Annotated in this window: 11 protein-coding genes; 4 read left to right on the top strand and 7 right to left on the bottom strand. The window is 41.2% G+C overall.

Annotation, left to right across the window (positions count from 1 at the left end):
- The first annotated feature begins 8 nt into the window (after nt 1–8).
- The 3 genes from icmH to F885_RS04000 are packed head-to-tail and all read left to right on the top strand — an operon-like array spanning nt 9 to nt 2,418.
- Nucleotides 9–815, top strand: a complete 807-nt coding sequence (gene icmH, locus F885_RS03990; protein ID WP_005321841.1) for a type IVB secretion system protein IcmH/DotU — start codon at nt 9–11, stop codon at nt 813–815.
- A 10-nt stretch (nt 816–825) separates the two neighbouring features.
- A complete protein-coding gene (locus F885_RS03995) occupies nt 826–1,446 on the top strand; it encodes a hypothetical protein (RefSeq protein ID WP_005321840.1) in 621 nt (206 codons plus the stop codon).
- A gap of 3 nt (nt 1,447–1,449) precedes the next feature.
- Nucleotides 1,450–2,418, top strand: a complete 969-nt coding sequence (locus tag F885_RS04000) for a M15 family metallopeptidase (protein WP_005205122.1) — start codon at nt 1,450–1,452, stop codon at nt 2,416–2,418.
- 120 nt (nt 2,419–2,538) lie between these two features.
- Here F885_RS04000 and F885_RS04005 read toward each other — a convergent pair whose 3' ends face one another.
- Nucleotides 2,539–3,099 carry an undecaprenyl-diphosphatase gene (locus F885_RS04005; RefSeq protein WP_004805509.1) on the bottom strand — a complete coding sequence of 187 codons (561 nt, stop codon included), beginning with the start codon at nt 3,097–3,099 and terminating at the stop codon, nt 2,539–2,541.
- Nucleotides 3,100–3,258: 159 nt separating this feature from the next.
- On the opposite strand from F885_RS04005, the gene F885_RS04010 reads away from it, so the two are divergent.
- Entirely contained in the window at nt 3,259–4,023 is a 765-nt protein-coding gene (locus tag F885_RS04010) for a COG4705 family protein (RefSeq protein ID WP_005321837.1), read from the top strand.
- 88 nt (nt 4,024–4,111) lie between these two features.
- Here F885_RS04010 and posA read toward each other — a convergent pair whose 3' ends face one another.
- The 6 genes from posA to F885_RS04040 form a co-directional block, all read right to left on the bottom strand.
- The gene (gene posA / locus F885_RS04015) at nt 4,112–8,110 is read right to left on the bottom strand and encodes a delta-poly-L-ornithine synthetase PosA (RefSeq protein ID WP_005321835.1); all 3,999 of its coding nucleotides are present in this window, start codon (nt 8,108–8,110) and stop codon (nt 4,112–4,114) included.
- A 168-nt stretch (nt 8,111–8,278) separates the two neighbouring features.
- Nucleotides 8,279–8,980, bottom strand: a complete 702-nt coding sequence (locus F885_RS04020) for a PqiC family protein (RefSeq protein ID WP_005321833.1) — start codon at nt 8,978–8,980, stop codon at nt 8,279–8,281.
- A complete protein-coding gene (locus F885_RS04025) occupies nt 8,977–10,635 on the bottom strand; it encodes a PqiB family protein (protein ID WP_164467921.1) in 1,659 nt (552 codons plus the stop codon). The genes F885_RS04020 and F885_RS04025 overlap by 4 nt, the downstream gene beginning before the upstream one ends.
- A gap of 39 nt (nt 10,636–10,674) precedes the next feature.
- Complete coding sequence (locus tag F885_RS04030; RefSeq protein ID WP_005321827.1) at nt 10,675–11,454, bottom strand: paraquat-inducible protein A; 780 nt, start codon at nt 11,452–11,454, stop codon at nt 10,675–10,677.
- Complete coding sequence (locus tag F885_RS04035; protein WP_005321826.1) at nt 11,451–12,101, bottom strand: paraquat-inducible protein A; 651 nt, start codon at nt 12,099–12,101, stop codon at nt 11,451–11,453. The genes F885_RS04030 and F885_RS04035 overlap by 4 nt, the downstream gene beginning before the upstream one ends.
- Nucleotides 12,102–12,415: 314 nt before the next feature.
- Nucleotides 12,416–13,906, bottom strand: a complete 1,491-nt coding sequence (locus tag F885_RS04040; RefSeq protein WP_005321825.1) for an amino acid permease — start codon at nt 13,904–13,906, stop codon at nt 12,416–12,418.
- Nucleotides 13,907–14,008: the final 102 nt, after the last annotated feature.

Here is a 14,008-nt window from a genome sequence, read left to right as displayed (position 1 = left end):
GAATCACAATGACTCAACCAACAGGCATCCCCTCTTTATTTGATGATGGAAAAATTGGTTCAGGCTTCCCTACGTCTGACCAACCACAAAATAAAGTGCAAGCGACTAACTTGATTGATCTATTACATGATGGGTTCTATCTGGTTTTTTTACTTCGCAATCGCTATATACCTGCAAATCCAACTGATTTTCGTGAAAAAATTGTCGATTTATTGAACCGATTTGAGCAACAAGCCAAACGCTTACAATTTTCTGCTGATGATATTCACGACGCCAAATATGCATTTTGTGCCTTGATTGATGAAACCATTGCGACGCAACAGGATGCTGCCTATTTTAACTTACAGAATTCATGGCTTATCAGCCCATTGCAATTGAGCCTGTTTGGCTCTCAACTGGCGGGTTATCGTTTTTTTGAAATCTTGGAACAACTGCGCAGTCGTGGCAAAGACCGCCTAGCATCACTTGAGGTTTTCCACTACTGTCTCTTACTCGGTTTTCAGGGCAAATACCGTCTGGAATCTGTAGAAAGTCTAAATCACCTCGTGGCTCGTGTTGGTGATGAGATTGATTATCTCAAAGGGAAAAAAGCAGCTTTTTCTCCATTTGCAGCAATTCCAGATCAAATTAAACATATTATTCATCATGAACTCCCTTTTTTCTGGATTCTGATCTTCTTACTCATGTTTGCTGCACTGACCTTTGCTGGCCTTAAGTTCATGTTATCAAAGCAAAACCAGAATACTTTAAACCCATATCAAAATGTGATTTCAGCACCTGCTGAAGAAGCACATATCACCATCCATTTGCCTTAGTTGATAACGTATGACTCAGGAAAGAGCAACTTCTTTACGCATATTACAGACCAATAAGAAAAAAACCTTATCGCCTGTCATTTATTTACTGATTGGATTTCTTTCAGGAGTTATCTTTGCAGCACTGGTTTTCTTTCTCTTATTTGTTACCGACTCGAGTAGAACCAATACAGCTACAACGCAACCAGAGCAAGCTGTAGAAGAAAATAATCCTGCTCAAGCCCATAATACCAAAACGACAACTCAAAGCTCAGAGGAAACGACAGCTAGTCATCATGAAACAGCCGAATCGGTAGAGGATAATAATTTCACTCAACCCGGTAGTAATGATTTAAATAAATTCTTCCAACGCACACCTCCAGCAGCTGCACCAACACCGACTGGACAGCACGTTTCCCCTTTTGCCAATGAGCCAAATGCAAAATCCACACAAGTTGTAGCGCCAACCAAACCTGTTTCAGGGAAGAATGAAGCAGTCCCTGCGGCAACAAATAAAGTGGTTAAAACTGCTCCTCAAACAACAAAGACTACAGCGCCTGCTAAAACACCTGAGGTAGAAGCGGAAGCACCCGAAGCAACTGTACAAATTAAAGTGACACAAAAACCTTTTGCTGTGAATGAACTCAAGTAAACAATGATTTTTATCATCTTCTTCTGCTTTGTCGCTGTCGCGATCGGATTAACCCTGCTCATGTCATATGAGCTGCGTTATAAATGCAAGCAGTTGTTGCAATCATTACTTCCAAGTGGCAAAAAGAAAATTGCCAATGCGATGCAGTTTGCAGAGAATATGCATCAAGCGGCCTCGCCAGAAAAATTACAATCGCATTGGCACTTACAACAATGGTGGATTTTAATTGCAGGTTTCTTTTTATTCGCCAGCATCCTGATTTTTGCGTTTACCCGCCCGATCAATTCCACACGAATTGAAGCTGAGTATTTAAAAGAAACAGATCCGCAGATTTATACGCTACTTAATGGTGAAATGCTGAGCCCACCACCAGAAGTCGATGCCAACTTGATTGAAGATGCGATTGTCGAAGCAACTCGTCTTGAACAGGCCTATCAAGCCCAGCATCCAACAGATCCGAGTATTAATGCATCTCAAATTGAGATTCCACTTACACATTCACATGGTAGTTTTGATGTATCCATGGTTGATCGTAAATGGGACAAAATTAATCCTCGCTATAAGCAACGCCTACTGATGGTATTCAAAATCATGAAAGAACAGCACGGTTATGAGTTGGTGTTACTTGAAGGTTACCGCAGCCCAAGCCGCCAAAATATGCTTGCAGGGAATCCAAATACAACCCGTGCCAAAGGTTATCAAAGCTATCACCAATTTGGTTTAGCTGCCGATGTTGCTTTTAAACGCAACGGTAAAGTCGTTATCTCAGAACGTGACCCTTGGGCAATGCGTGGTTATCAACTCTATGGGCAAGTTGCTGAATCCGTTGGTTTAACTTGGGGTGGTCGTTGGAAATCTATTCAAGATTATGGTCATACCGAATACCGTATGCCAGGCTTAAGAAAAACCAAAGAAATGGCTGAACAACTCACTGCAGAAGGACAATTAACCGCCCGATCAGATGAGTCTTAAAAACAGATATTAAGTACAATTAAAATAAATAAAGCCTATCTTTATAAATGGATAGGCTTTATTTTAATATCAAATTAGAATATTTAAATGAAATAAAATCACACTAAAATTAAAAAAATCTTAATCCACAACAGATATGGGAACTGTTTTTTTAACTTTAAAAATAAACTCCTTAAATATTACATTCATCCCTAATACCAGTATAAAAGCAATCACAAATGATCCAAGTACATCGAAAGGGAAATGAACACCAATATAAATTCTGGACCAACCTACAATTAAAGCCAATAGCAATGCTGCACTACCAATTTTTCGATAACCAGACAGTAGATATGAAAATGCAATCGTTGCTACTGTCAAGGTATGCTGGCTTGGAAATGAAGAAGATGAACCATGCCCTGTCAGGATGTGCCCGATTCCCATGTCAAAAGGACGTGGATGGTAGTAGACCGCATGAATGATCTGAGTCACGAGTAATGAAGCAACGATGGTAATGAGCATCTTGATAAACTGCACTCGATATTTCTTATCCTTAAAAAACAATGAAGCAATTAAAAATACAAATAATACTGCAATTAAATTATGTGATGCGAATAATGCAGCTTTATCTAAAATAGGATTTTGAGTTGCAGCCGAGTTAATCCAATTAAATAAGCTGATATCGATAGTTTCAATTGACATCGTCAATCGTTCCATGATGGTTTGACGATGCAAATATAAAAATATCAGCTTAAAATAAAATTAAATCCCCTTAAAAACCAAACAAAATTACAATTTAGTTTTAAGTCGCTATTAATAAAAAAATCCTAAATTTGATCTACCCTCAAATTGGAGTGAATTATGGATAACAAAAATAGGCTACCCGAAGTATTAAGCAAAGTGCCTGAAGTGACATTGCTGTTCTGGATTATAAAAATTGCAGCAACAACACTCGGTGAAACGGCTGGTGATGCTTTATCAATGTCGCTCAATCTGGGCTATATCTTAAGTACATGTATTTTTTCTATTATTTTTATTGGCTTTGTTTCACTGCAAATGAAAGCCAAAGAGTACAAACCCTTTTTATATTGGGCAACCATTATCTCAACCACAACACTGGGAACCACCATTGCTGATTATGTCGATCGCTCTCTAGGCATAGGCTATCTCGGAGGGAGTATTATTTTACTCATCCTACTGCTTAGCTCGCTTGCGATCTGGTATTGGAGCTGTGGCAATATTGCGGTGAACAGTGTCCAGTCTGCAAAGACCGAAGCCTTTTACTGGGTCACCATTATGTTCTCTCAAACCCTAGGAACAGCGCTTGGTGACTGGACAGCAGATACCCAAGGACTAGGTTATACAGGGGCTGCCCTGATCTTTGGTTCATTATTGCTTATCTTGATTGTCTTGTATTATTGGACCAAGATCTCTAGAACATTTTTATTTTGGTCGGCTTTTGTTTTAACCAGACCTCTCGGTGCGGTCTTAGGTGACTTCTTAGATAAACCCCTTGATCACGGCGGATTGGATTTAAGCCGATTCGGTGCTTCTTTTGTATTATTGGCTTTTATCCTTGTTTGTTTAGTGTTTTTTAAATCCAAACCTGCTTCAACAACACATTAAATCTTTCGCTAATCCTCTTCGTTACACATATAGAAAAGGGATAAGAAAAATTATTTTCTTATCCCTTTTAGTAATCACTTATAAATGATTAGCTATGTTTCCAAGGTACTGCAGGTGAGCCAATCCATGCTGACTTTGCAGGAATATTCTCTCCTTTCATTACCAATGTCAGTGGACCTAATACCGCATGATCAGCCACATTGGCATTGTATAAAATGATACTACGCGAATTCACTACCACATCACTGCCGATATTGACTTGACCAATTTTCATGATGCGGTCTTCAAATAAATGCGTTTGTGGCCCAGAGAAGCTGTTAAATTCTGCACGGTCTCCAATCTTCACACAGTCAAACTCAGTAATATCAGCCGTATCCAGATAGACATCTTTACCAATTTTCACTCCTAATAGGCGTAAAAAGAATGGCAACATCGGTGTCCCTCTTAAATAATTCAAGAAGTTCGGAATCGCAACAGATTCATAGAGACTGGTAATGCCTTCACTGAGCCAAACGAACATGGTCCACATCGGTGCTGAACGTGGTTGATAACGTCCAATTAAAGCCCATTTCAATACGGTCACGATGACAAAACAACCCACGCCGTATAACAATCCAGCCATAGTTAAAGCCAATAGCCCCATCGCAATACTATAGTCATTAATGACATCAATCACTTCTAAAACAATCATATAACCTACACCAATGGCGAGTGCTGTCGGTAATACAATACGTAAACCCTCAATCAAGCCTCGCATAAAACGGCGTTTGATACTTGGTTTAAAGGTAAGATGATCTGGATATTGCGCTGCTGCTTCACGCGCTGGCAACAATAAAGGTGGCGAACCGAACCATGTCTGACCTGAATACATTTCTCGGTTATCTGGCGTTTTTGATTGCACACCAATCAAAACATTATCCGGTAATACCGTACCATCCGCGATATAGGCACTATTCCCAACAAAGCTACGATTGCCAATTTGAGTCAATTTCAACGACATCCAGCCGCCTTTAATTTCTTCATCACCGAGCATCACCGCATCTGCAATAAAACTTTCTTCACCTAGTGTCAGCATTTCAGGAATTACACCTGTGGCAGTCGAAATTTCTGTATTTTTACCTACCTTTGCGCCCAACATACGAAACCATGTCGGAGCATATATGGTGGCGAACAAACCATGTAAAGTCTGTAAACTGGTCTCTAAAATCTGAGCTGCGAACCATTTACGATAATAAGTACCACCATGTATGGCATAAGTGCCTGTCTCTAAACGTGGTAATACAATCTTACGTATAGCCGATGAAATCAATGCGGTAATGACCATCATCATGGCACTGGCAGGAATGGCAAGGATGAAATAATACAGTGCGGTTTGAATATGGTTATTCGGATCAATATTAAACACATTGACATCTAACCAATCCACTAACAAGAAACTTGGGAAAATCGGAATAAAGAACAAACAGGCAATGATTAAAGCACTGACACTGTAATAGCCATATTCAGAAAATTTGCGCACTAAAGATAATTTTGGTCGTGCAGCTAATGATTCCAACTCATCAATATGGCCTATTTTTTTCGCTGGTGTTCCGTCCCAAATTTCACCTGCGGGTACCGTCGTGCCATATTCAATTGAGGTTAAAGCATTGACATGCGCTTGCGGTTCTAACACGGTATTTTCTTCCAATACTGCATAAGAGCCCACATAACTGTCTTTTTTGAGTTGGATTGAACCCAATACGAGATGTCCGTGCTCAACCTTGGCATTTTCCAGATTTACATTGGAACCAATACTGACCCCATCTTCAATCTGTAACAACGATGGCATCCGGATATGCACTGAGCTAATCGTGACATCATGCCCAATTTTTGCCCCAAGTGCTTTGAGATATAAATTCAGTAAGGTTGAACCAGAGAGTAGATATACAGGTGAAATACTGGTGATCCGATCAGCTAACCACCAACGGAAATAGGTCATTCCCCATAATGGATAACGACCTGCGCCCACCCCTAACATCAGTAAACGTTTTACCGTAATTGAAACTGCAAAACTGGCAATAATCACACTGATATAAACCAATAACGACAGCACAATCGCATAAGGAATACTGTCTCGTGTGCCGCCTGTGAAATAGTGATAGGTAAAAAATGGTGCCAACCATTGCAGAATATTGATCGAGATCAATACAGGGATCGTCACCGCCTGTGCAATCCCACACAGCCATTTATAAGCCTGATTACGTGGATTATCTTGTCCAATCTGCCGATCAAATAAGGAGGATTCAGGTTGTTCTAACATTAAAGCTGCAATCGCGCCGACTTTTCTGGCCTGATATAAGCTTTGAATGGTCAGATGGCTATATTGAGGGTGTTCACGTAAATTTGAGATCAATACCGCAGCGAGTAAGGAATGGCCTCCGAGATCATCAAAGAAATCTGAGTCTAACTTCATTGGGATATTCGGAAATAAACGACCTAGAATCTCAAATAAAATCTGTTCAGCTTCATTCTGTGGCTGGTCAGATTCACTTCGGTCAATCACACTGGTTAATGGGCGAGCCTTCAATGCTTTACGATCAATTTTTCCAGATAATAGTCGTGGTACTTCCTCAATAATTTCAAAACGATTAGGCACCATATATGGCGGTAAGCGTTGGCTCAAATGATGTCGAAGCTGTTTAACCTCTATGCTTTGTTTTGCCTCCAACTCAGGTGCAATGAAGGCAATCAGCTGATCAATACCATCTTCCGCCCTTAGGATGACTGCCGCCGTACCAATTCCATCCAGATCGCATAGCGCTGCTTCAATTTCACCGAGTTCAACTCGGAAGCCTCGGATTTTAACCTGATCATCGGCACGACCTAAACAATGCACCTGACCAAATTCATCAATTTTGGCCAAGTCGCCTGTGCGGTACAAGCTGATTTCATCCTCATTATTTGCCCAAGGATTCTCAATAAATTTATCTGCAGTCAGATCAGGGCGTCCAAGATAGCCTGGAGCTACACTGGGGCCAAAGATACACAGTTCCCCTGTTTCACCTTGTGCCAATAATTCTCTTTCCGCATTAATGACCAACATACCATAGTTGGGTAAGGGCTTGCCGATGGTGACCGGTTTGCCACGCTGCAACAGTTCCAGACTGGCAGTGACCGTGGTTTCGGTCGGTCCATAGGTATTAAACATTTGATGGTGTGGTAAGGCCCAACGTTCCACCAATGAATCAGGGCACATCTCCCCGCCCAGATTGATGATGCGCAAATTCGGGACATCTTCAGGAAATAAAGCCAGTAAAGTCGGCACAGCATGTAATACGGTAATCTGTTGCTGTTTCAGCGTTTGACAAAGTCGCTCTGGATCACTGACTAAGGACTTTGGTGCAATCCACAAGCTTGCACCGACGAGGTAAGACAACCAGATTTCTTCAAAGGACATATCAAAAGCAACCGAGAAACCTTGATAGACCTTATCCTGCTCTTGAATCCCTAAAATACTGTTTTCACTACGTAGGAAATGACAGATATTCTTCTGGGTAATTACAATCCCTTTCGGCTTTCCTGTCGAACCCGAGGTATAAATAATATAGGCAGGCTGTTCAGGTGAGGTTTTGGCTAATTCCACAGTCTCATGCAGTGGTCGCTGTAATTCAGTATTGGTCCATTTCGTTTGTGGGACTTCTTGTAAGTGTTCATACCATTCATCACTGGTAATCATCCCCACTGCCGCAGCATCTTCAAGACAGACGGTGATTCGGTCTGCGGGCGTATCCATATCAAACGGTAACCAAGCTGCTCCACTCAGACAAATCGCTAACTGAGATTTTAATAACTCAATACCACGAGGTAGCCATAAACCAACAATATCACCCGCTTTGATTCCTTTCAGCGTCAGATGCTGTGCCATCAATAAAGCTTGTTGATATAACTCGCCATAGCTCAACGTTCGTTCAGCTTCAATCAGGGCGACTTTTTCAGGAAATGTTTGTGCTGTTTCAATAAAAATATCAGCAAGGACTTCATGCTGTAAAAATTCTGGGTGGTGCTTACCACGAATAATATTTTTTGCGCTCATCACACATTGATTCATTTTTATGCTCTCTTTAATGTTTTGATTTAGCCAAAGACGAAATGAGGTGTTCGTATTAGCTGGTAAATTAAAGAGAGCAACTTAAAACAACATTAAACTGTGATGTCTGAATAAACAATAAAACCTGAACAGAACAAAAGTGATCAATCTGACCACTTTTTATTCAAATTATGAACAAATTACCCCATTTATGTTAGGTGAGTTTTTTGCATCTAAGGACACAATTGACAGTGCCATTGCATCAATAACTCGGCTCAATGAACTACTCGCACCACTCACAATGTCTTGTATCTGATTGTTCTTACCTGATACTGGCTGAGTAAACGTCATACGGCAAGCCAACTGCTGATTTTGGGTTGAGTTCTGATCTAAGGTAATATTTGGATCATTACGCTTAATGATCCACGCAACAGAAACTTCAACATTTTTGTTCACGATATCGGATGTATTAATGATATCAAAATGTGAAAAATCAGTTGCGACACGATAAGACACCTTGCCACCCACCATACCGCTGTTATAACGATCAACCGCACCAAGTTTTTGCTGTAGGCCAGCAGACAGGTTATCTCTTAATTCAGCTCCAAGCGTGGACGTCCAACGCTCGTTTTCCATGATTTTAGATTTACCTGCTGCATCCTGTATCACGATAGACGCACGATTGATACGATCTGGTAATCCAACAGGCAATACTTCAATGACCCTGACTTTTGAACTTGGCAATGGAGAAACTTTGCTTGCCAAGGTGTAATAATTCGGTGTGGGTGAACCCGAACAAGCTGTGAGTAACACCGCAGCAGATAAGATGCTCACGCTACTGAGCACTCCTGCTACAGCAGATGAATGTTTAGCGATGATTGTTCTTATCATTTGTTTGCCTCTGCTTTTTTACCCCGAATCAATGATTCAGGATGCTGTTCAATATAATCAGCCATTAATTGTAAAGATGCCGCAGCTCGAGTCATTTGCTGCAATGCTTTACGCACATCCTGCTGCATCGGTGCATCACTGGATAAGATGGATTCACTCGATTGCATGGTTTTACGCACATCATTCAGCGTCGCTTGTAAGCCAGGTGCAACTTTGCCATCTAACTGTTTCACCAGTTTATCAGTCGACTCAATGGTGGTGTTCATATTATTAAGCGTCTTACGAACATCTTGTCCAATTTCTTCGAGTGGGAACTTACTCACTTTATCCGCGATTTGGGACACTTGTGCCTGTAAGCCACTCAACTCTGTTGCCGTGGTTGGTACTTCAACACGTCCATCTGGTCTCGTGATTAAAGACGCGGCTTTGGCTTTTGGAAACTTATCAAAGGCAATATAGTTCTGACCTGTTAATAAATTACCTGTCCGCATCTGCGCACGCCAACCTCTCTCGATAAAGTATTTAAAAATTTCGCCATCTGGATCAAGTTCTTTGCCATGCGCTAAACGCGATGGATAAATCACTGCATCCACGCGCATTCTTAAATGCGTATAAGACTGATCAAATTCGACGTTGATTGCTTTGACATTACCAATCTCAATGCCCATAAAGTCAATTGGTGCACCCGCGGTTAAACCACGAAGTGAATGATCAAAGTACATAATAATTGGACGCGGCTTACCATCAGGCTCCTTCATCGCCTCTTTGCGAGAGTCTGATAAAGTAAAATAACTATTGTCTGGTGCAATTGCTCCAGCAGAATTTTCTGGATAACCAAAGGCAATACCACCCGCAATAATACTGGCCAGTGATTGCGTATCCAGATTAAATCCTGATGCATTTAAGGTCACATCAACCCCACTGGCCTGCCAAAAACGCGCATCTGTGGTTACGAACTTATCGTAAGGAGATTGGATAAAGGTTTGTAGTTCAACACTTTTCCCATCAGCTGCTAATTTATACGCTGTAATCTGCCCGACATTAATTCTGCGATAGTAAATCGGCACGCCAACATCAAGTGACCCCAAGTCCTGTGCTTTTAAGAAAAAGACCTTGCCTGGTATATCCGATGACACTACAGGTGGAACTTCAAGCCCAGTAAAATTCTCTTGCTTCTGTTCAGCCTTCCCACCATCGACTTCAATGTATGCCCCTGAGAGTAAGGTATCAATACCCGAAATACCACCCGTTCCTACTCGCGGTCTCACCACCCAAAAACGCGAATCTTTGGCAGCAAAATTACTGGCATCTTTACGTAATTCGATTTTGGCAATGACATGAGATCGGTCATCCGAAAGATCAATTTGTCGAACCAAACCAATATCAACCTGCTTATAACGTACCGTGGTTTTCCCTGCAACCAAGCCTTCTGCTGTTCGGAAAGACACTTCAATGGTTGGACCTGTATCCAAAACCGCTTTTGCTGCAAGCGAAAGTGCGATTAAAAGCGCAACAAATGGAACCAGCCAAATCAGCGCAGGTCTCCAACGTCCCTTCTTTTTTTCAGGCTCGTCGAAGATTGCATCGTTCTGCGTTACCACCGTAGTGTTTTCTTCAGAATCTTGGCTATTCGGGGTATTTTCTGACATAGTGATCTTTCTTTTATAGGTCAAAAATAAGGCTCATCGTCAATCTTAACTTTTTAATTGATGAATTGCCGTTCCTTTCAAATGATTTGATTGTTGCGCATTCGCGTGACGCGCCTTGAAATAATTGTCCCAAATAATTCTTGGATCAAAACTGAGTGAAGCAAACATGGTCAACACCACTACAGCACCAAAAGCAACTGCGCCAGGCCCTGCCAAAATAGTGGCTAATGATTGAATTTGAATCAATGCAGTCAGCAATGCAACCACAAAGACATCAATCATCGACCACCGCCCAATAAATTCAACAATACGATACATCAGCGCACATTGTTCAGGGGTAAAATGCCATCTCGAAGATGACTGCATGTAGACTGAAATTAATAAAAAAATCAGAATCAATAATTTTAAAATCGGGATAAAAATACTGGCCATAAAAATAACCACAGACACCAGATAATCACTATTTTGCCAAAAATAGATCACACCACTAATAATGGTATCTTGCTGACGCCCCAACAAAGAATCTGTTACCGTCATGGGGAGTACATTGGCTGGTATATATAAAATTGCTGCAGCGACCACCAAAGCAAAAGTACGATTTAAACTTTGTGGTTTGCGTGAGTGCAAGGTACTTTTACATCTTGAACATTGAGTATGATTGTGCTGATCTGCGTGACTCGCTACAGCATTCAGTAATCCACAGCAGTGACATTGAATGAGCCCAACCTGTTTTGCCCTGACATAATTTTTGATCTGTAAATCAACATCGGAAAGGTGTTCTACAATTGAACCAATCTCGGTGTCATGGTCGTGTTTTTGCTTCATCCAAGACTCCGATCAACTTCATCCCAGATATCTTTAATCTTGACCGAAGCGATATAGACCAAAAGCACGCTCAATAATGTAAATGCCCAAAGTGCAACACCAGGAATAACGGTGACCATTCCCACAAGTTTGACCAAAGTTACCAGTACACCAATTAAAAAAACCTCAACCATGCCCCATGTCCGAAACAGAAATAAAGCTCTCAGTGTCAAAGTCAAAAATTGAGGCCTGACCTTCAACACACTAATAAAGAAAAGTACATAGCTCAGTAATAACAGCTCAACCAAAGGCACAATAAAAGTTGTAATCAGAATCAGCACCCCGACCAATGCACGATCAATATGAAACATGGTCCATGCAGCACCGATTAAAGTGGTCTGAGAGGTATTGCCCTGTAGCTCAACAATGACGATGGGAAAACTATTGGCAATCACAAAAACAATCAAAGCGGTAATGACCAAGGCAAGCAAAGATGAAAAAGATCGACTTCGACGATATAACTCCGCACCACAACAGGTGCAATATGCCCGTTCACCTGATGCAAGCTCAACCCTGCGATATATTGCATCGCATTCTTCACAACCCGCCAGTTCAGTGAGTCTGACTTGCTGACCAATCACTACGGATGGATTATTTTTATTCGCCATAAAGTCAAACTCATCACATAGATTCTTTGTTGTTTAAGAAATCGACTTAACCCATTTATACCTTTTATTTTTGCAATCACAACCACGGACTGTATTTCTTACACAATATGTAAACAAATCATCATCTAAAAGCATTCTCAATCCTATTAGTTGATGGCTTATTTCGTCTTTATCAGAAAGAACAAAACTCAGGTACGGGTAGTCTATCACCGAGCGCACAGCAGCCCTATTATCATACATAAAAAAGACGAATAGGTTGCAGATCACACCTACAACCTATTCGCCTATATAATTATTTTAAATGATTTTTTTATTTAAACGGTTTTGTTTTTATAAAAAATATTGTAGCTCGCATAGCAGGCGATAATAAACAGGACACAACAGACAAAACCGACTTGCATCGATGGATCGGTCACCATACTAATACAGGTGATCACGCAGAATACACCACCTAAAATCGGGGTGAGTGGGAATAATGGTGCAGCAAATTTTAGGTCTTTGACTGTTTTACCCGATTTGATCCATTGTCTGCGGAAATTAAATTGGGAAACACATATCGAAATCCATACCACCACCATAGTAAAAGCGGCAACACCCAATAAATTTTTGAAAATCGTTTCAGGTGCAAAATGTTCCGATAATAACCCTGGAATCGCGCCAAACATGGTCACAATAATCGCAATAATTGGCGTCCCTGAACGGGTTAATTTTGAAAACACCTTCGGCAACTGATTCTTTGCAGACAATGACCACATCATCCGCGATGCAGCAAATAAACCTGAGTTTGCAGCAGATAAAAGTGCCGTAATAATCACAAAACGGATAATATCTTCCGCATATGGAATACCAATATAATTAAATACGGTAACGAATGGGCTATTACTGACACTGTTGGCATTTATACCTGCCATTTCAAAAGGCAGTAATGCACAAATCACCACAATGGTACCCACAAAGAAAATCAATAAACGCCAGATCGCGGCATTGATGGCTTTAGGTACTGTTTTCGCAGGTTCTTCTGCTTCACCTGCCGCGACACCAATCAACTCTGTGCCAGAGAATGCAAAGTTCACGATCAACATGGTCGCGAAAATTGGGAAAATACCATTTGGAAACCAACCATGTTCCGTCAACTTACTGAACAGCGGTGCAGACTCATGCCCATGATAAGAAATAAAGCCAAAGATAGCGGCTAAACCCAACCCAATAAAACAGATAATAGTCAGAACTTTAACCAAAGACAGCCAGAACTCTGACTCAGCAAATAGCCGTGTCGAACTGACATTCAAGCTAAACACCAGCCCTGCAAATAATAAGGTCCACGTCCACATGGAAATAGACGGAAACCATTCCTGCATCAGTAGAGCCGCAGCGGTAAATTCAGTCCCCAAAGTTGCAGTCCACGTTAGCCAATACAACCACGTGATCATATAGCCTGTGCCTGGGCCAATATAAGTTCTGGCATATTCACCAAAAGAACCTGAAACTGGCATTTGTACAGCGAGTTCACCTAAACACAACATCACCATGTATGCAATTACACCACCCAATAGGTAAGAGAGAATCGCACCGACTGGACCAGCCTGAGAAATGACATCGCCAGAGCCTAAAAACAGCCCTGTTCCAATTGCACCACCTAAAGAAATCATCACCAAATGACGTTTGGTCATGGCACGTTTCAATGGTTTACCCACTTCAATCTCTGCGCTCGAAGTTTCCGATAAACTGGCAACATCCTGCTGTGGTACATATTGTCCACTCAGGGCTTGGCCTGAGGGAAATGTCTTTTCGTTATTGTTACTCATACACGGTCACTCCAACTGTATTCTTATGACAACCTGTCCTTGCTGTTTCACTTTCATAAAAACGAATATCTAAACGATATTCTTTGACACGCTTTGTTCTAT

The organism is Acinetobacter higginsii (assembly GCF_000369845.1).
Taxonomy (GTDB): domain Bacteria; phylum Pseudomonadota; class Gammaproteobacteria; order Pseudomonadales; family Moraxellaceae; genus Acinetobacter; species Acinetobacter higginsii.
The sequence above is the reverse complement of the archived record's forward strand: the minus strand, read 5'-3'. Positions and strand labels throughout refer to the sequence as shown.